The organism is Zavarzinia sp. CC-PAN008, assembly GCF_051903925.1.
In the GTDB taxonomy this organism is placed as follows: Bacteria; Pseudomonadota; Alphaproteobacteria; order Zavarziniales; family Zavarziniaceae.
The window spans coordinates 948,522-966,454 of record NZ_CP173678.1; the positions used below are offsets into that span (position 1 = coordinate 948,522).

Sequence of the window (17,933 nt, forward strand, 5' to 3'; positions counted from 1 at the left end):
CGCTTGGGCTAGAGCTTGGCCTCCGCCTTCATCGGGATCCGCCCGCCTCATGCACGCGCTGCAGGACCTCCGCATGGCCGTGATCGGCCTGGGCTATGTCGGGCTGCCGCTGGCGGTGGCGCTGGCCCGTCACTTCCCGGTCGTCGGCTTCGACATCGACGCGGACCGGGTCGCAGCACTGGCCGCCGGCCACGACGCCACGCGCGAGGTGACGGCGGAGGAACTGGCCGCCGTGCCCCTGCGCGTGACGGCCGATCCCGCGGCGCTGGCCGACGTCACCTTCTTTGTCGTGACGGTGCCGACCCCGGTCGACGACCACAAGCAGCCGGTCTTCACCCCCCTGATCCGCGCCAGCGAGACGGTGGGGGCGGTCCTGAAGCGGGGCGACATTGTCGTCTATGAATCGACCGTCTATCCAGGCGCCACGGAGGAGGTCTGCGTCCCCGTGCTGGAGCGGACGTCCGGCCTGGCCCTTGGCCGCGATTTCGGCGTCGGCTACAGCCCCGAACGGGCCAATCCGGGCGACCGGGCGCACAAGCTGTCCGGCATCGTCAAGGTGACCTCGGGATCCAGCCCCGCCGTCGCCGACCTTGTCGACGCCGTCTATGGCCGGATCGTCGGCGCCGGAACCCACCGCGCACCGTCGATCCGCGTGGCCGAGGCGGCCAAGGTGATCGAGAACACGCAGCGCGACCTGAACATCGCCCTGGTCAACGAGCTGGCCGTGATCTTCAACCGCATGGGCCTGGACACCCAGGCGGTGCTGGACGCGGCCGCCACCAAATGGAACTTCCTGGACTTCCGCCCGGGCCTGGTGGGCGGCCACTGCATCGGGGTCGATCCCTACTACCTGACCTACAAGGCCGAGGCATTGGGCCATCACCCGGAAGTGATCCTGGCCGGCCGGCGCATCAATGACGGCATGGGCCGCCATGTCGTGGCCGAGGTCGTCAAGCTGATGGTCCGGCGGCGGCTGCATGTGGCCGGCGCCCGCGTCCTGGTCCTGGGCTTCGCCTTCAAGGAGAACTGCCCGGACGCCCGCAACACGCGGGTGATTGACGTCGTGGAGGAATTCCGCACATACGGGGCGGAGGTTGCGGTGCACGACCCGTGGGTCGACCCGGCGGACGTGAAGCGGACATATGGCCTGGACCTGGTGGCACAGCCCCAGGCAGGAAGCTATGACGCGATCGTCCTGGCGGTCGCCCATCGGGAATACCGAGCCTGGGGAGCTGACGCGATCCGTGCCTTTGGGCACGGCGACGCCGTCGTGTACGACGTGAAATCCGTGCTGCCGGCAGATGCGGTGGACGGACGGCTATAGGGCTTGAGTGGGCATGGCCATCCTGGTTACCGGTGCCGCCGGGTTCATCGGCTATCACACCGCGCGCGCCCTGCTGGCGCGCGGCGAGGCGGTCGTGGGCGTCGACAACCTGGACCCGTACTACGACGTCCAGCTGAAGCGCGACCGGCTGGCCCGCCTTGTCGACCAGCCCGGCTTCACGTTCCTTGAGGCGGACCTGTCAGAGCACGAGGCGGTGCAGGCCCTGCTGCACGGCCTGGATATCGACCGCATCGTGCACCTGGCGGCGCAGGCCGGCGTGCGCCACTCGATCGAGCGGCCCTTCGCCTATGCCAAGGCCAACCTGACGGGCCACCTGTCGATCCTGGAGATTGCGCGCGGCCTGGGCCCGGCTTTGCGCCATCTGGTCTATGCCTCGTCCAGCTCGGTCTATGGCGCCAATGCCAAGGCGCCCTCCTCGGTCGCCGACCGCGTGGACAACCCGATCTCGCTCTATGCCGCCACCAAGAAGGCGGACGAGCTGATGAGCCACACCTACGCCCATCTCTATCGCTTGCCGACCACGGGCCTGCGCTTCTTCACGGTCTATGGGCCGTGGGGCCGGCCGGACATGGCCATGTGGCTGTTCACCGAGGCGATCCTGGCGGGGCGGCCGATCCGTGTCTTCAACAATGGCGACATGCGGCGCGACTTCACCTTCGTCGACGACATCGTGAGCGGCGTGCTGGCCGTGCTGGACCGCCCGCCACCGGTCGTGGACGGGGCGGTGCCGCATGTCCTGCACAATATCGGCAACAACCATCCCGAAGCGCTGATGGACATGATCGCCCTGCTGGAGCAGGCGCTGGGCCGCACCGCCATCAAGCAGTTCGAACCGCTGCAGCCCGGCGACGTGAAGGCGAGCTTCGCCGACATCGACACGCTGCACGCGGCGACCGGCTTCCGCCCGACGACGCCGCTCAGCGTCGGCGTGCGCCGCTTCGTGGACTGGTACCTGGACTACAAGGGGCTCGCCGCGCCGGCGGCCTGATCGCGGTCAGTCTGGCGTGAAGTCCATGGCGATGCCGTTCATGCAATAGCGCTGGTAGCTGGGCGGCGGACCGTCGGGGAAGACGTGGCCCAGGTGCCCGCCGCACTGGGCGCAGTGCACCTCCACCCGGATCATGCCGTGGCTGGTGTCGCGCGTGGTGCCCACCGCGCCAGGCAGCGGCTCGTCGAAGCTGGGCCAGCCGGTGCCGCTCTCGAACTTGGTCTCTGTCTTGAACAGCTTATTGCCGCAGCCGGCACAGGCCCAGGTCCCCTTGCGCTTCTCGTGCAGCAGGGCGCAGCTGCCGGGGCGCTCGGTCGCGTGGTGACGCAGCACCTGGTACTGCTCCGGCGTCAGAAGGCTGCGCCATTCCGCGTCCGTCCGAGTGACGGGAAAGGCCTTGGTGGTCGGGGCGGCGGTGCTCATGGACATCTCCCGGCTGGGGCGTGGGCTGTCCTGAATATAGGCACCCAGGCGGGCCACCATAACCCGGCTTGATGATCGGGTGGAGCAGACGGAACTTCCGGGCCGCAGGACCGTTCATCCGGCATGGCCATCCGGGGGCGTACCGCCCGGCGTGCGGCATCGTCGCTTGTCGATTGACAGCCAGCGCGAGACCGGCCACTTCAGAAATGTAGGCGTATGGCAATTTCCCGCGGGTCGCCGCGACCGGAGGCCTGTGCCCCGGCGCCGTCCCGCCCTGCAAGGAGCAGAACCCGATGGCAAAGGACGCAAAGCTGGACGCCAAGACCAAGCGCAAGGCGCCGCTTCAGACGCCCACCGACCTGAAGTCAAATGCCGTACCGGATATCGCGGGAGCGCTGAACCTGCTCCTGGCCGATACCTATGCCCTTTATTTCAAGACCAAGAACTTCCATTGGCATGTCTCGGGCCCGCATTTCCGTGACTATCACCTGCTGCTGGACGAGCAGGCGGCGGCGCTGCTGGCCACGACCGACATCATGGCGGAGCGGGCGCGCAAGATCGGCGGGACCACGCTGCGCTCCATCGGCCATGTCTCCCGGCTTCAGCGGATCCAGGACAACGACGCCGACTTCGTGTCGCCGAAGGACATGCTGGCGGAGCTGCGCGAGGACAACAAGGCGATGGTCGAGCACCTGCGCACGGCCCATGACCTGTGCGACGAACATGGCGACATCGCGACCGCCAGCCTGATCGAGAACTGGGTGGACGAGGCGGAACAGCGCATCTGGTTCCTGTTCGAGGCCACGCGCGACACCTGACCCCCCCGCCAGACGCGAGCCGGGTGGCGGCGAGGGAGCGTGTCCAGGCAAGGGCCGCTCCTTCACACCTCCCGGCACCCTGGTCTCTGGGCTTCGCCCCGTACCTCTGGCCGGCGGATCCCGGGGCATCGCGGCGGCATGGCTGAATTGAGCCGCCCGACGGTTGGAAGCGCTGTCACGGAACCGTAATGTGCGCGCCACCCGGCGGTGCTTGCCGGGACGGCGGCCCGAATGTCCCTTGAAGTCCTTGCCCTGGTCCTGATCGGCGCGTTCCTGCACGCCAGCTGGAACGCCATGGTCCGCTCCGGACCGGACAAGCTGGTCGATACCCTGGTGGTGACCCTGGGTGCCGCGGCACTGGCCGTTGTGGGGCTGCCCCTGGTTGGCCTGCCGGCCTGGGAGTGCTGGCCCTATCTCGCCGCGTCCGTCGTCGTCCACCTGGGCTACCTGGCGCTGGTCGCCGCGGCCTATGAGGCGGGCGGCATGGCCCATGCCTATCCGCTGATGCGGGGGACGGCGCCGCTGATCGTGGCCCTGGGCAGCGCCTGGCTGCTGGGCGAGGTGCTGGGCACGGGCGAGTGGCTGGGCATCGTGCTGATCTGTACCGGCGTGCTGGGCCTGGGTCTGCTGCGCGACCGGACGCACGCCGATGGCAGCCGCCGCGTGACCTGGCTGGCCCTGGCCAATGCCGGGATCATCGCGACCTATACGGTACTGGACGGCCATGGAGTGCGGCTTTCCGGCAATGCCGGGGCCTATGTCCTGCTTTCGTCCCTGCTGGAGGTGCTCCCCTTCGGCCTCTACGTCGTGTGGCGGCGGGGGCTCGCGCCGGTCATGGCCCAGGTGCGGCGGCGCTGGCTGGTCGGCCTGGGCGGCGGCTGTGCCATCGTCGGCTCCTATACCCTGGCCCTGTGGGCGATGACGCAGGCGCCGATCGCCATGGTTGCCGCCCTGCGCGAGACGTCGATCCTGTTCGGCCTTGCGATCGCATCGCTGCTGCTGAAGGAACGCCTGGGGCCGGTGCGCATCTCGGCCGCGCTGACCATTGCCGCTGGCGCCATGGCCCTGCGCCTGGCCTGAATCCTGATTCAGAGGCAGCCGGCGGGCACGTTCTGCGGCGGCCGCGGATGAAAGGCGACGGGCGGCATCCGCTCGGTCCAGCGGCCCAGCATCTCCACATCCTCGACACAGATCGCCTTGTCGATCACGCGGCCGTCGCTGGACAGGGGGAACAGGCCGATTTCCAGCCGGCGGGGGTCGTCCGCCACCAGGCTGGCCGGCACCACCGAGTAGAGGGGCCGCCGCTCGCGGACCATCGCGGCATAGAAATCCTGCCAGCCCTGGCCGGCGGCTTCGTCGGGGAAATCCAGTTCGTCCAGATAGGACCAGGTGAAGTCGCGCCGCGCCACCCGCACCACGTCCGTGCCCACGACGCGGAAGCGGACGCGAAACGGCTGGTAGCTGAAATCCACGAGCAGGACGCTGGACAGGCAGAAGACAAAGTCCCGGGGGTGCAGGTCATGGCGCGCCGGCATCTCGCGCCCACGCCGCAGCGATTGCCAATGGCTGGCAAACCGGCGCACCTGGGTGCCGCTGAAATCGTCTGCCGTCGTACGGATGTCTACGGGCACCGGTCCCTCGCCGTCTGCAGGACACAAGGCGGCCCCAACAGGATACGAAACGACGCCCGGTCAAGACGGTTCCCGCTGCGCATGCCGCGGGGATACGCCATGGTTAACCGGTTCGGTCATAGTTAACCGAACGTCAAGACCCGGGCGCCAGGATGGCCCCACTGGAACTGCGGAGCAGAACGCGCCATGGCCCTGCCAGCCATCGACCTTGAGGACAAAAGCATCCTGGTCACCGGGGGCACGGGCTCGTTCGGCAAGGCCTTTGCCCGCGCCCTGGTCCGGCACTACCAGCCGCGGCGCCTGATCGTCTTCAGCCGGGACGAGATGAAGCAGTTCGACATGCAGACCATGCCGGAGTTCCGCAACCAGTCCTGCATGCGCTTCTTCCTGGGGGACGTGCGCGACCAGCAGCGCCTGGAACTGGCCATGCGCGATGTCGACTATGTGATCCATGCCGCCGCCCTGAAGCAGGTGCCGGCGGCCGAGTACAACCCGATGGAGGCCGTCAACACCAACATCAAGGGGGCGGAGAACGTCGTCATGGCGGCGCTGCATGCGGGCGTGCAGAAGGTGGTCGCCCTGTCGACGGACAAGGCCGCCAACCCGATCAACCTCTATGGCGCGACCAAGCTTGCCTCGGACAAGATCTTCATCGCCGCCAACAACCTGTCGGGTCGCAACGGCGCACGTTTTGCGGTCGTGCGCTATGGCAACGTCGTCGGCTCCCGCGGCAGCGTGATCCCTTTTTTCCGCCAGCTGATCCGCAATGGCGCAACATCCCTGCCCATCACCGACGCGCGCATGACCCGCTTCTGGATCACGGTGGAGCAGGGTGTCGATTTCGTCCTCAGCTCGCTCTCCATGATGAAGGGGGGCGAGCTGTTCGTGCCCAAGATTCCGTCGATGAAGATCACCGACATGGCCCAGGCCATCGCCCCCGACCTGCCGACCGAGATGATCGGCATCCGGCCGGGCGAGAAGCTGCACGAGATCATGATTTCCGAAGACGACGCGCGCTCGACCGTCGAGCTGGACGACCGTTATGTCCTGCTGCCCGACTTCACCACCCTGCGCGACTATTACGCGCGCCAGGGCGGGCGTGCCGTCGATCCCGGCTTCAGCTATGCCAGCAACACCAACAGCCAGTGGCTGGACCCGGCGCAGCTGAACGCGATCCTGGCCAAGACCGAAGTCGCGGCCTGAGGGGACCTGCGGTGGACGGATCGGCCCCGGCACTGGAAGGCGAACCGGCCTTCCTGCCCTATGGCCGCCATGTGATCGAGGAGGACGACATCTTGGCGGTGGCCGCGGTGCTGCGCTCCGACTTCCTGACCGGGGGACCCGCGGTCGCCGCGTTCGAGGCAGCCTTTGCCCAGGCGGTGGGGGCAGCATACGCGGTCGTCGTCGCCAACGGGACGGCGGCGCTGCACCTGGGCGCGCTGGCCCTGGGCCTGGGACCGGGCGACCATGTCGTGGTGCCCAGCGTCACCTTCCTGGCGACCGCCAATGCCGCCCGCTATGTGGGGGCGGAGGTGGTCTTTGCCGACGTCGACCCAGCCACCGGCCTGATGGGACCGGCGGAGGTTGAGGCCGCGATCGCGCGCAGCCCCGGCCCGGTTAAGGCCGTATTTCCCGTCCACCTGGCCGGCCAGTGCGTGGACCTGGCGACCATCGCCGGCATCGCGGAACGCCACGGCATCGCCGTGATGGACGATGCCTGTCACGCGCTGGGCAGCCGCTTCACGTCGAATGGCCGAGACCACCGCGCCGGCGATGGAACGCTGACCCGCCTCAGCACGTTCTCCATGCACCCGGTCAAGACGATCGCCATGGGCGAAGGGGGCGCATTGACGACCAGCGATGCCGGCTTGGCCCGCCGCCTGGGCCTGCTGCGCAGCCATGGCATGGTCCGCGCACCGGGCCCCTTTGCCGTGCCCGAGCAGGCGCTGGACAGCGCCGGTGGCCCCAATCCCTGGTATTACGAGATGCCGGAGCCGGGCTTCAACTTCCGCGAATCCGACATCCACTGCGCGCTGGGCCTCAGCCAGCTGGGCAAGCTGGACCGGTTCGTTTCGGCCCGGGCGCGCCTTGTCGCGACCTATGACCGGCTGCTGCCCGCCCTGGCCCCGGTTGTTCAGCCCCTGGCGCGGCTGCCGGGGCAGGATCCTGCCTGGCACCTGATGGTGGTCCGCATCGACTTCGCAGGTGCCGGCATCGAACGGGCGACGGTCATGCGGGCGCTCCAGGCGCGCGGCATCGGCAGCCAGGTCCACTACCTGCCCGTCCATCGCCAGCCCTATTACCGCGACCGCTATGGCAACCAGGTCCTGCCCGGCGCGGATGCGTATTACGACACGGCGCTCAGCCTGCCGCTGTTCCCCACCATGGGCGAGGACGACGTGGCCCGCGTCGTGGCGGCACTGGCGGCGGTGCTGGGCCTGCAACAATGACCACCGCCATCATCATCCAGGCCCGCCTGGGCTCGACACGGCTGCCGGGCAAGGTGCTGATGGACCTGGGCGGACGCAGCGTGCTGGCCTGGGTGCTGGAGCGGGCGCTGGCTGCGACGCTGGCCGACGTCGTCGTCTGCGCCGTGCCGGACAAGGCGGCCGACGATCCCGTCGCGGCAGAGGCCCTGGCCTGTGGCGCACAGGTCCATCGCGGCTCCGAATCCGATGTGCTGGACCGTTATGTGGGTGCCGCGCGGCAGGTCGCTGCGGACGTGGTTGTGCGCATCACCAGCGACTGCCCGCTGGCCGATCCCGCCCTGATCGACGCGCTGATCCGCTTCCGTGCTGAGCGGGGCCTGGACTACGCCACCAACAACGCGCCGCCCACCTATCCGCACGGCCTGGATGCCGAGATCATGACGCGGGCAGCGCTGGAGGCGGCGGGGCAGGAGGCCCGCCTGCCGTCGGAGCGGGAGCATGTCTCGCCCTGGATCCGGACCCATCCGGCGCTGGCCAAGGGCAACCTGCCGGGCCCCGGTGGGCCGGACGTCGCCCTGCGCTGGACGCTGGACCATGCCGACGACCTGGCCATGCTCCGGGCGCTGGCTCGGCACATGCCGCTCGGGCCGGCAGCCCATGCCTGGCGCGTGCCCCTGGCCATCGTCCACGCCCACCCGGAGATCGGCCGCATGAACCAGGGCCACGACCGGCTGGAAGGTCTGAAGGCGTCGATCGCGGCCGAGGGCGGGGCCGCCGACCGTGCCGCCGCTGCATGGGGGAGCCTATGATGAGGCCGCTTTTCGTCGTGCGCGCCGATGCCGGGCTGGACATCGGGGCCGGCCATGTCATGCGCAGCATGGTCCTGGCCGAGGTGCTGGCGGCGCGTGGCTGGCGCATCGGCCTGGCCTGCCGGCCGGGCACGCTGGAGGCCGTCCCCCGGGCGCAGGCCCTGGCCGATGGCATCTGCATCCTGGACGGGCCGGAGAAGGACGAGGCGGAGGCAATGGCCACGCGCTGGCCCCAGGGCTGCGCCCTGCTGCTGGTCGACCATTACCAGCGGGGGTTCGCCTTCGAACAGGCATGCCGCCACTGGGCCCAGCGCATCGCGGTGCTGGAGGACGGGCATCGCCGCCATGACTGCGACCTTCTGATCGACCAGGGCCACGGCCGCACTGCTGCCGGCCACCGCCCCTTCGTGCCGGCGCACTGCACGGTCATGGCGGGCTGCGCCCAGGCCCTGCTGCGGCCGGAATTCGCGGTCCAGCGCAATGCGGCCCTGGCCCGGCGCGACGGCCGCCCGGTGTCGCGCCTGCTGGTCAGCATGGGGGGAACCGACGGCGCCAATGCGACATCCGCGGTGCTGACGGCGCTGCAGGGGCTCGACCCCGGGATTGCCGTCGATGTGGTCCTGGGTGCGGCTGCCCCGCACCTGACCCCGGTCGCGGCCCAGGTCGCGGCGTTCGGGCCGCAGGCGCACCTGCATGTCGACCCACCGTCCATGGCCGAGTTGATGGTCGAGGCCGACCTGACCATCGGCGCTGGCGGCAGCACCCTGTGGGAACGCGCCTGCCTGGGCCTGCCCAGCCTGGTCGCGATCGTTGCCGACAACCAGCGCGAAGCCTGCACCAGCATGGCGCGCGACGGGGCCGTGGTGCTGCTCGACAGCCTGGAGCCGGTGCATGTGCGCGAGCAGGTCCAGGCACTGCTGACCAATGACATGGCCCGGCGCAAGCTGGCCCGGCGCTCTGCCGCACTGGTCGACGGCACCGGCGCCTGGCGCATTGCCGCAAGGCTCGAGCCCGAATCATGGGCGGCCTGAGCACCACCGCGTTTCCCCGCGCCACGCTGGCCGACGTGGTGCTACGCCCGGTTCGCGACGACGACCGCGAGCGGGTGCGGGCCTGGCGCAACGCGCCGGCCGTGCGGCGCCACATGTATACCGACCACCAGATCGGCGCGGATGAACACGCGCGCTGGTGGGATGCAGCCGTGCGGGACCCTCGCCTGGACCTGCTGATCGCCGAATGGCGGGGGCAGCCGATGGGCTTCGTCTCGATCAGCGCGATCGACGCGCGCCACGGCACCTGCTTCTGGGCGTTCTACATCGGCCCGGACGAGCGGCCGAAGGGCCTGGGCAGCGTGATGGAGGTCCTGGCCCTGGACCGCATGACGAACCACCACGGATTGCGCAAGATCGGGTGCGAGGTGCTGGCCAGCAACGACGCCGTGGTGCGCATGCACCAGGGCTTCGGCTTCCAGGTCGAAGGCACCTTCCGCGACCAGATCGAGAAGGACGGGCAGCATATCGACGTGATCCGCCTGGCCCTGTTCACCGCCGACTGGCAGCGAGAGCGGGCGCGGATCGTGGCTCAACTGGCGGAGAAGGCATGATCCCGGACATCGCCATAGCCGGCCGCGCCATCGGCCCGACCCAGCCGCCCTATGTGATCGCGGAACTGTCGGGCAACCACAATGGCGACCTGGGCCGGGCGCTGGCCCTGATGGACGCGGCCAAGGCTGCCGGCTGCGACGCGGTCAAGCTGCAGACCTATACCGCCGACACGATCACGCTGGACCATGACGGCCCCGGCTTCACCATCGAAGGCGGCCTGTGGCATGCCCGCCGCCTGTACGACCTGTACCAGGAGGCCGCAACCCCCTGGGACTGGCATGCCGACCTGTTCGAGCACGGGCGCAGGATCGGCATCACGGTCTTTTCCTCTCCCTTCGACCCGACGGCGGTCGACCTGCTGGAGCAGCTTGGCGCGCCTGCCTACAAGATCGCCTCGTTCGAGCTGGTCGACCTGCCTTTGATCCGGCGCGTGGCGCGCACGGGCAAGCCGCTCATCATGTCGACCGGCATGGCCAGCCTGGGCGAGATCGGGGAGGCAGTGGAGGCCGCGCGCGACGCCGGCGCCAGCCAGATCGTGCTGCTGCACTGCATCAGCGGCTATCCCACGCCCGCGTCCCAGGCCAACCTGGCGACCGTCCCGCACCTGGGCCAGGCCTTTGGCGTGATCCCCGGCCTGTCGGACCACACGATGGGGATCGGCGTCTCGGTCGCGGCGGTGGCGCTCGGCGCCTGCGTGATCGAGAAGCATGTGACCCTGGCCCGCGCGGACGGCGGCCCCGATGCCGCCTTCTCGCTGGAGCCGGCCGAGGTCGCCGCCCTGGTCCAGGGCTGCCGCGCCGCACGTGAGGCCATCGGCCAGGTCAGCTATGCCAGGGCAGCGGCGGAGCAGGCCAACGCCACCTATCGCCGCTCGCTCTATGCCGTGCGCGACATCGCCGGAGGCGAGGCCTTCACGAGCCAGAACGTCCGCTCCATCCGTCCCGGCCACGGCCTGGCGCCGAAGCACCTGGACCGCGTCCTGGCGTCACGAGCCGCCCGGCCCATTGCCCGCGGCACGCCGTTGGCATGGGACCTGCTGCAACAGGATTGATGGCCGGTGGCGTCGCGCTCAGCTGGCGTCGCGGCTCAGCCTGCGCTGGCGCACAGGCCGCCGTCGATCGTGATGATGACCCCGCTGGTATAGGCCGAGCGGTCCGAAGCCAGGAAGGCCATCATGTCGGCGATCTCCCGCGGGCTGGCGGCCCGGCCGCCGGGGAACCTGGCCATCAGGTCCCGATAGCGGGCTTCGTCGCCCAATACTGCGCTGGCGCGCGTTTTCATCAGGCTCACGATGCGGTCCGTCTCGACCGGACCGGGGTTGATGCCGACGACCCGGATGCCGTCCTTCAGGCTGGCGCCGCCCAGGGCCCGGGTAAAGGCCATCAGCGCCGCATTGCCGGCGGAGCCCGCAATGTAGTTCGCATCGAACCGCTCCCCCGCCGCCCCGATGTCGTTGACGATGACACCGTGGCCACGCGCCTTCATCGCGGCATAGATCGCGCGCGTCAGGTTGATGTAGCCGAACACCTTCAGCTCCCAGGCATGGCGCCAGGTTGCCTCGTCCACCGTCTCCAGGTTGCCGCCGGGAATGTCGCCGGCATTGTTGATCAGGATGTCCACGTCCGCCGCCGCCTGGGCCAGGGCGGCCAGGGCGGCGCGATCGCGCAGGTCGGTCGGGTGGACCGACACCTCGACCCCATGGGCGCGGCGCAGGCGCCGGGCAAGCCCTTCCAGGCCGGCCGCATCACGCGCCGCCAGGCGCAGGTTGCACCCTTCCTCGGCCAGGACCTCCGCCGCGGCCGCCCCGATCCCCTTCGACGCGCCGGTAACCAGGGCACGCTTGCCCGTCAGGTGCAGATCCATCCCGTTTCTTCCTTTGGTCCCGGCACTTTCCCGGCCGCCGCGGATCAGCCCGACGCTGCCGCCGGATCGAACCCATCGACAAGGATGACCGATCCACCGTCGGTCAGCTCGGTCTTGCGCAGGTGCAGAAGTGGCGCATAGCCCGGCGACCGGTAGAAATCCTCGGCGGCCGCCCTGTTCGCGAACCGGATGACCACCGTCCAGTTGCAGTCCCAGGTCCCTTCCAGCACGACTGGGTCCAGGGATCCGACCTCGATCTGCGCCCCGGCGGCCTGCAGCTGCGCCAGGGCGGGCATGCCATAGCGCTCCATGTACTCCGGAAAGTTTCGCACCTTCAGCGTTGCGATCAGGAACGTGGGCACCGGGCTGCGCCCGGCATTCGCTGCAGCACTCATCGAGTCACTCCCGGCACGGTCGATGGTGACGATTCTCAGGCCGTCTTGTCGACGGTCAGGGACAGGTCGGCGATCATCTGCTCGCGCATGACGAACTTCTGCACCTTGCCCGTGACGGTGGTGGGGAAGCCGTCGACGAAGCGGACATAGCGCGGGATCTTGTAGTGGGCGATCTGCCCCCGGCAGAAGGCGCGCACTTCCTCCTCGTTCACCGTGACACCCGGCTTGGCCACGATCCAGGCGCACAGTTCCTCGCCGTACTTCGTGTCGGGCACGCCGATCACCTGGACGTCCTGCACCGCCGGATGGCGATAGAGGAACTCCTCGATCTCGCGCGGATAGACGTTCTCGCCGCCGCGGATGACCATATCCTTTATACGGCCGACGATGTTGACGTAGCCGTTGTCGTTCATCACGGCGAGGTCGCCGGTGTGCATCCAGCCGGCCTTGTCGATCGCCTCGTCCGTCTTCTCCGCGTCTGCCCAGTAGCCGAGCATGACGGAATAGCCGCGGGTGCAGAACTCGCCTGTTTCCCCGCGCGGCACGATGCGCCCCTCGGCATCGACGATCTTGACCTCCAGGTGCGGCTGGATGTTGCCGACGGTCGAGACGCGCAGGTCGAGCGGATCGTCCGCCTGGCTCTGCATGCTCACGGGGCTGGTCTCGGTCATGCCATAGGCGATTGTCACCTCGCTCATGTGCATGTCGCTGACGACGCGCTTCATCACCTCGATCGGGCAGGGGGAGCCGGCCATGGTCCCGGTGCGCAGGCTGGACAGATCGTACTTGGCGAAATCGGGATGGTTCAGCTCGGCGATGAACATGGTCGGCACGCCATAGAGGGCCGTGCACTTCTCCTCCGCCACGGCCTGGAGCACGGTCAGCGGATCGAAGGCATCGTTGGGGTAGACCATCGTCGCACTGTGCGTGAGACACCCAAGGTTACCCATCACCATGCCGAAGCAATGGTAGAGCGGCACCGGGATGCACAGCCGGTCGCCCTTGGCCAAGCGGATCGACTCCGCCGTGAAGAAGCCGTTGTTGAGGATGTTGTGGTGCGACAGCGTCGCGCCCTTGGGGAAACCGGTCGTGCCACTGGTGAACTGGATGTTGATCGGATCGTCGAACTGGAGCGTTTCGGCCAGTTCGACTAGGCGCTGGCGCTCGGCCTCGCCGCCCAGGGCATCGAGTTCGGGAAAGGTCAGGCAGCCAGGCTCCGCCGCATCGCCCAGCAGGACGACCAGGCGCAGATCGGGCAGGCGGGCCGCCCTCAATTGGTTGGGCTGGGACCCCGCCAGTTCCGGCGCCAGGGTGCGGACCATGTTCAGGTATTCGCTGGTCTTGTGGACGCGAGCGCTGATCAGCGCCTTGCACCCCACCTTGTTCAGCGCGTACTCGACCTCGGCCAGGCGGTAGGCAGGGTTGATGTTGACCAGGATCAGGCCGGCCTTGGCGGTGGCGAACTGCGTCACCGTCCATTCCCAGCAATTGGGCGCCCAGATGCCCACCCGGTCGCCCGGTTGCAGCCCGAGGGCCAGCAGGCCCGCGGCCACGGCATCGACCTTTTCCTTCAGCTGGGCATAGGTCCAGCGGATGCCCTGGTGCCGCACGATCAGGGCCATCACGTCGCCATCGCGCGCCACGACATCGTCGAAGAAGCGCCCGATCGTCTGCCCGATCAGCGCCGGCCCCTGGTTCCCATGCACATAGCTGAGTGCGGTCATTGTTCCCTCCCGGTTCCTGGCCGGCTCTGGTGGCCGGTTTCATGCCCGATCCGGCGGCCCGCCAGCCGACCGGATCGGGAAGGCTAACACCGTTCCTAGACGTCCAGGAAACCGGTGATCGCGGCCGCAACCTCGTCCAGCTTGTCCAGGTGCGGGGTGTGGCCGGCGCCATCGATGATCCGGACTTCGGAGCCGCGGATCTTTGCCCCGAAGTCGCGGGCATAGAGGCTGGGGACCAGGGCGTCGTCGGCGCCCCACAGGACCAGGGTTGGCGCCTTGATCCGGTGCAGGCGGCGGACCAGGCCGCGTTCCGGCACCGCCCACAGGAAGTGGGACACGCTGGCCAGAGCCGTCACCTTGGCGAGCGCCGCCTGGATCTGCGCCTCAGGATCCTCGGGCGGCTGGAGGCGCGCCTGGATATCGGGGCGCGCCGGATCGCCCAGGATGCGGCGGATCTGCGTTTCCGGCGGGACCAGCAGATAGTCCTCGACCGGCGCCTCGTCACGCCACAGGCCCAGGGCATCGATCAGGACCAGCTTGCGCACGCGGGCCGGGAACGCCGCCGCAAGCTCGGCCGCGACCATGCCGCCGAACGAATGGCCGACCAGGTCGACCTGGGTCAGGCCCAGGCGCTCGAAGAGTTCGTCATAATAGAGGATCAGTTCATAGATCCCATCGACATGGCGCAACTCGTCCGGCTCGCTCGACCCGACATGGGCCGGGGCATAGACCCGCCTTCCGCTGGCGAGACGGTCGAGCAGCGGGTCCCATTCCGGACCCAGCAGGCCATGCAGGAAGACGGTCGCGCGACCGTCGCCCTTGATCATCACGGGGTTGGGCTGGAACTCGTCGCTGATGGCGATCGACTGGATGGGCGCGCTCATTCCGCGGCCTCCCGGCTTGGCGCCGCCACTTGGTTGCGCGTGGCGCCCTGCGGCCACCAATGGTCGACGTAACCTTCCTTGTCCCAGATGTTGCGGATCCGGGGCAGCACCTTGTCCGCGAACAGGCGGGTGTTGTACTCGGTCAGTTCGCGGTCCATCGACTGGATCTGCATGATGATCATCAGGTGGCCGACGCGCAGGTTGCGCACCGCCTCCTCAAGCCGGGCCGCGACGGTGTCCGGGCTGCCGCCGATCACGACCTGGTCCGTCTCGGTAAAGTCCTTCCACGTGGCGTTCGCCGGATCGGAATAGGTGGCGTTGAGTGCCTTGGCCCCCTTCCGCATGTTGTATTCCACGCTCTTCTTGGTCATGAAGCCGGGAATGGCCTGGAAGTGCGAGGGGATGTGCAGCGACTTCGTGTAGAAGTTGCGGATGTGCTTCAGGTAGAGCTTCTCGGCCATGGCGTCGGTATCGGCCACGACGACCAGCTGGGCAAAGCCGGCGCGATAGGGATTGTCGTCCAGGCCCGCCTTTTCGATCTGGTCCCAATAGCCCTGCATCATCGCCTTGCCGGCCTTGTGCCCGCCAAAGCTGAGATAGGAATAGGTGTAATCGTTGTCGGTCGCGAACTTCCACGTCTCGACCGAACCGCCGCCGGCCAGCCAGACGGGCGGATGCGGGTTCTGCAGCGGCTTGGGCCACAGGTTGGCATAGCGCAGCTTGGTGAACTGGCCGTTGAAGGCGAAGGTCCCCTTGTGGGTCCACGCCTTCTTGATCAGGTCGTGCGCCTCGTAATAGCGGGGCCGGACCTGGGTCGGCGGAATGCCATAGCAGCCCACCGTGTCCATGGGCGAACCCACGGGGAAGCCGGCGACCAGCCGCCCGCCCGACAGGCAGTCCAGCAGGGCGAATTCCTCGGCCACCCGCATCGGCGGGTTGTAAAGGGGCAGGGTGTTGCCCAGCACGACCAGCGCCGCATCCGAGTTGCGCCGGGCGAGGATCGAGGCGATCAGGTTGGGCGAGACGGGGAAGCCATAGGCGTTCTGGTGATGCTCGTTGATGCCGAGCCCGTCGAAGCCGACCTCGTCCGCGAGCTCCAGCTCCTCGACATTCCAGCGCAGGTACTTGGCGACCATCTTGGGGTCGCACAGCTCGTCAGTCGGGGGCGTGACCCAGACGCTCTCGTACTTCTTGTGGAAGTCATCGGGCAGGTCGCGGTAGCCCTGCATGTGGAACCAGATCGACTTCATGTGTCACCTCCCAGGCTTGGGCGTGTTGTTGTTGGCCACGGAATCGCCCCAGGAAACTGGAACCGCTTCCAGATTGGCATCTGCATTGCACAATGCCGGATGATGGCCCGGCGTTTTCTGGCGGGATCGGAACCACCGCCCGCGTGAACGGCGTTCTGTTCCTGCCCATGATGGCGATGATAGCTGGACCGGGCAGCGCCAAATTGACAGAATGCGCCGATTGATTGACCAATCGCGCCAGACGGGCCTGCCATGGACCTGACCGCCGACATTGCCGCCGTGCGCCAGTTGCTGGCCTTCCTGGACCACCTGGACATCGACTATCGGGCGTTGCGCGTGACAGGCCTGGACCAGGTGGCACAAAGCAGGGCGCCAAGGCTGACCGTCTCTGCCCGGCTGATCATCGAGTCGATGGCGGCGGCGGCCGACCTGACGCGACGTCCGGACCTGGCCATCCAATTCGCTGACTGGCTGAACCCGCGCGCCTTCGGTCCGCTGGCGGTGCTGGGCGACTACTGCATGACCTATGCCGACCGTTACGGCCTGGGCCAGACCTATGGGCATATCGAGAACAACGCCTTTTCCGCCGACCAGGTGACGGAGGGCGATCTGGTCGCCCTGACCATGACCATGCGCCCGGCCCTGCGTCCCAAGGCGCACCAGTTCGTGGAGGGGGTGATTGCGCTGAACGTCCGCATGGCCCGCGTCATGCTGGGCCAGAACTGGGCGCCGGCCCGGATCGAGTTCGCCCACGACGCGCCGCCGACCACCCAGGCCCAGCGCAGCTTCTTCCGCTGCCCGGTCCGGTACGGGGCAGAGCGCAACGCCTATGTCATGCCCCTGGCCGACTTCCACCGGCCGCTGCCCCAGGGCAATCCCGACATGCTGCGTTTCCTGCAGGGGCATCTGTCGCGCCAGGACGGCGCCTGGCCATCCGATCTCAAGGGACAGGTGGAGATCCTGGTGACCGCCCAGCTGACGGACGGCGTCGACCTGCCACGGGTGGCGCGTCTGCTGGCCATGTCGCCCCGCACGTTGCAGCGGCGGCTGGCGCAGGAGGGGACGGACTTCGGCGCGATCCTGGCCTATGTCCGGATGCAGATCGTGCAGGAACACCTGCTCCAGAAAGGCACGGCGGGCGCCGGCGGGGTCGACCGCCTGGCCCATCGCCTGGGCTTCTCCGAGGCCAGTGCCGCCTGCCGCTTCATCCGCAGCCAGACCGGGCAAAGCCTGCGCCGCCTGGCCACGGCGCACTTTCGCCACGGCCGGCCGATGTATCAGCGCAGCGCATTCATTAACGAGGAGAACGATGGCAACGGATGAGACGATCCGCTTAAGGCTGACGATCGGGGACCCGGTCGCGGGTGTCACCTACAGCCTTCAGGACAAGGCCAGCGCGGCCGTCGGCCCGGTCGTCGCGACCGAAGCGCCGCTGTCGTTCGATGTGCCGGTGCGCCTGTCGAAGGACGGACGGCTGACCGGCGACTTCGTCCGGCGGGAGGGGCCGGAGCGCCGCTTCGTCTACATCGCCATCGGCACACAGGCGGGCGAGACGGACACGCCATGGAGCCGGCGGGCCAAGATCGACGTCCACGACATCGCTCCGGCCCTGCTTCAGCAGGCCCTGGCCGGTGCCGTCCTGGAATGCCGCCTGCCCGGCCGCGCCAAGGACGGCGGCCCCGCCTGCGCCACGGTCAGGCCCCTCAAAGGATGGCAGGTTGTTGATTAAGACGCTTTTATTGCTCTCGTGAACTCCCCGCTGCTGGTGCG

The 17,933-nt window shown here is 68.4% G+C and carries 19 protein-coding genes; 12 read left to right on the plus strand and 7 right to left on the minus strand.

What is annotated here, in order from left to right:
- Positions 1–73: 73 nt before the first annotated feature.
- Together ACI6GS_RS04640 and ACI6GS_RS04645 are read left to right on the plus strand one after the other, a co-directional pair.
- Positions 74–1,324, plus strand: coding sequence for a nucleotide sugar dehydrogenase (locus ACI6GS_RS04640; RefSeq protein ID WP_439816611.1), 1,251 nt, complete (start codon positions 74–76; stop codon positions 1,322–1,324).
- Between the two features lie 13 nt (positions 1,325–1,337).
- Entirely contained in the window at positions 1,338–2,333 is a 996-nt protein-coding gene (locus ACI6GS_RS04645; RefSeq protein ID WP_439816612.1) for an NAD-dependent epimerase/dehydratase family protein, read from the plus strand.
- A 6-nt stretch (positions 2,334–2,339) separates the two neighbouring features.
- Here the strand turns inward: ACI6GS_RS04645 and msrB are convergent, their stop codons facing one another.
- Positions 2,340–2,756 carry a peptide-methionine (R)-S-oxide reductase MsrB gene (gene msrB / locus ACI6GS_RS04650; RefSeq protein ID WP_439816613.1) on the minus strand — a complete coding sequence of 139 codons (417 nt, stop codon included), beginning with the start codon at positions 2,754–2,756 and terminating at the stop codon, positions 2,340–2,342.
- 293 nt (positions 2,757–3,049) lie between these two features.
- Here msrB and ACI6GS_RS04655 point away from each other — a divergent pair, with 293 nt between their 5' ends.
- Both ACI6GS_RS04655 and ACI6GS_RS04660 read left to right on the plus strand, forming a co-directional pair.
- Positions 3,050–3,574: a Dps family protein gene (locus tag ACI6GS_RS04655; protein ID WP_439816614.1), complete on the plus strand. Its 525-nt coding sequence runs from the start codon at positions 3,050–3,052 to the stop codon at positions 3,572–3,574.
- A 231-nt stretch (positions 3,575–3,805) separates the two neighbouring features.
- Positions 3,806–4,654 carry an EamA family transporter gene (locus ACI6GS_RS04660; protein WP_439816615.1) on the plus strand — a complete coding sequence of 283 codons (849 nt, stop codon included), beginning with the start codon at positions 3,806–3,808 and terminating at the stop codon, positions 4,652–4,654.
- 8 nt (positions 4,655–4,662) lie between these two features.
- On the opposite strand, the gene ACI6GS_RS04665 is transcribed toward ACI6GS_RS04660, so the two are convergent.
- The gene (locus ACI6GS_RS04665) at positions 4,663–5,205 is read right to left on the minus strand and encodes a PAS domain-containing protein (protein ID WP_439816616.1); all 543 of its coding nucleotides are present in this window, start codon (positions 5,203–5,205) and stop codon (positions 4,663–4,665) included.
- A gap of 186 nt (positions 5,206–5,391) precedes the next feature.
- Between ACI6GS_RS04665 and pseB the strand changes: the two genes are divergently transcribed.
- Genes pseB through pseI form a run of 6 tightly spaced genes read left to right on the plus strand, consistent with a single transcriptional unit; the run spans position 5,392 to position 11,098 of the window.
- Positions 5,392–6,408, plus strand: a complete 1,017-nt coding sequence (gene pseB, locus ACI6GS_RS04670) for a UDP-N-acetylglucosamine 4,6-dehydratase (inverting) (RefSeq protein ID WP_439816617.1) — start codon at positions 5,392–5,394, stop codon at positions 6,406–6,408.
- Positions 6,409–6,419: 11 nt separating this feature from the next.
- Positions 6,420–7,655: a UDP-4-amino-4,6-dideoxy-N-acetyl-beta-L-altrosamine transaminase gene (gene pseC, locus ACI6GS_RS04675; RefSeq protein ID WP_439816618.1), complete on the plus strand. Its 1,236-nt coding sequence runs from the start codon at positions 6,420–6,422 to the stop codon at positions 7,653–7,655.
- Entirely contained in the window at positions 7,652–8,443 is a 792-nt protein-coding gene (locus ACI6GS_RS04680; protein ID WP_439816619.1) for a cytidylyltransferase domain-containing protein, read from the plus strand. The genes pseC and ACI6GS_RS04680 overlap by 4 nt, the downstream gene beginning before the upstream one ends.
- The gene (gene pseG / locus ACI6GS_RS04685) at positions 8,443–9,474 is read left to right on the plus strand and encodes a UDP-2,4-diacetamido-2,4,6-trideoxy-beta-L-altropyranose hydrolase (RefSeq protein WP_439816620.1); all 1,032 of its coding nucleotides are present in this window, start codon (positions 8,443–8,445) and stop codon (positions 9,472–9,474) included. Before ACI6GS_RS04680 ends, pseG begins: the two co-directional genes overlap by 1 nt.
- Positions 9,462–10,046: a UDP-4-amino-4,6-dideoxy-N-acetyl-beta-L-altrosamine N-acetyltransferase gene (gene pseH / locus ACI6GS_RS04690; RefSeq protein WP_439816621.1), complete on the plus strand. Its 585-nt coding sequence runs from the start codon at positions 9,462–9,464 to the stop codon at positions 10,044–10,046. The genes pseG and pseH overlap by 13 nt, the downstream gene beginning before the upstream one ends.
- A complete protein-coding gene (gene pseI / locus ACI6GS_RS04695) occupies positions 10,043–11,098 on the plus strand; it encodes a pseudaminic acid synthase (protein WP_439816622.1) in 1,056 nt (351 codons plus the stop codon). Before pseH ends, pseI begins: the two co-directional genes overlap by 4 nt.
- 35 nt (positions 11,099–11,133) lie before the next feature.
- On the opposite strand, the gene ACI6GS_RS04700 is transcribed toward pseI, so the two are convergent.
- The 5 genes from ACI6GS_RS04700 to ACI6GS_RS04720 all read right to left on the minus strand — a co-directional run bounded on the left by ACI6GS_RS04700 (position 11,134) and on the right by ACI6GS_RS04720 (position 16,163).
- Positions 11,134–11,910 carry a short-chain dehydrogenase/reductase gene (locus ACI6GS_RS04700; RefSeq protein ID WP_439816623.1) on the minus strand — a complete coding sequence of 259 codons (777 nt, stop codon included), beginning with the start codon at positions 11,908–11,910 and terminating at the stop codon, positions 11,134–11,136.
- A 44-nt stretch (positions 11,911–11,954) separates the two neighbouring features.
- Positions 11,955–12,305 (minus strand): DUF1330 domain-containing protein, encoded by a 351-nt coding sequence (locus ACI6GS_RS04705; RefSeq protein ID WP_439816624.1) that lies wholly within the window; start codon positions 12,303–12,305, stop codon positions 11,955–11,957.
- Between the two features lie 35 nt (positions 12,306–12,340).
- Positions 12,341–14,029: an AMP-binding protein gene (locus ACI6GS_RS04710; protein WP_439816625.1), complete on the minus strand. Its 1,689-nt coding sequence runs from the start codon at positions 14,027–14,029 to the stop codon at positions 12,341–12,343.
- 95 nt (positions 14,030–14,124) lie between these two features.
- Entirely contained in the window at positions 14,125–14,913 is a 789-nt protein-coding gene (locus tag ACI6GS_RS04715) for an alpha/beta fold hydrolase (protein WP_439816626.1), read from the minus strand.
- Positions 14,910–16,163, minus strand: a complete 1,254-nt coding sequence (locus tag ACI6GS_RS04720; RefSeq protein WP_439816627.1) for an LLM class flavin-dependent oxidoreductase — start codon at positions 16,161–16,163, stop codon at positions 14,910–14,912. The genes ACI6GS_RS04715 and ACI6GS_RS04720 overlap by 4 nt, the downstream gene beginning before the upstream one ends.
- Positions 16,164–16,415: 252 nt before the next feature.
- Here ACI6GS_RS04720 and ACI6GS_RS04725 point away from each other — a divergent pair, with 252 nt between their 5' ends.
- On the plus strand, positions 16,416–17,486 hold the full coding sequence (locus ACI6GS_RS04725; protein WP_439816628.1) for an AraC family transcriptional regulator ligand-binding domain-containing protein: 1,071 nt from the start codon (positions 16,416–16,418) through the stop codon (positions 17,484–17,486).
- On the plus strand, positions 17,473–17,892 hold the full coding sequence (locus ACI6GS_RS04730; protein WP_439816629.1) for a DUF5990 family protein: 420 nt from the start codon (positions 17,473–17,475) through the stop codon (positions 17,890–17,892). Before ACI6GS_RS04725 ends, ACI6GS_RS04730 begins: the two co-directional genes overlap by 14 nt.
- Positions 17,893–17,933: the final 41 nt, after the last annotated feature.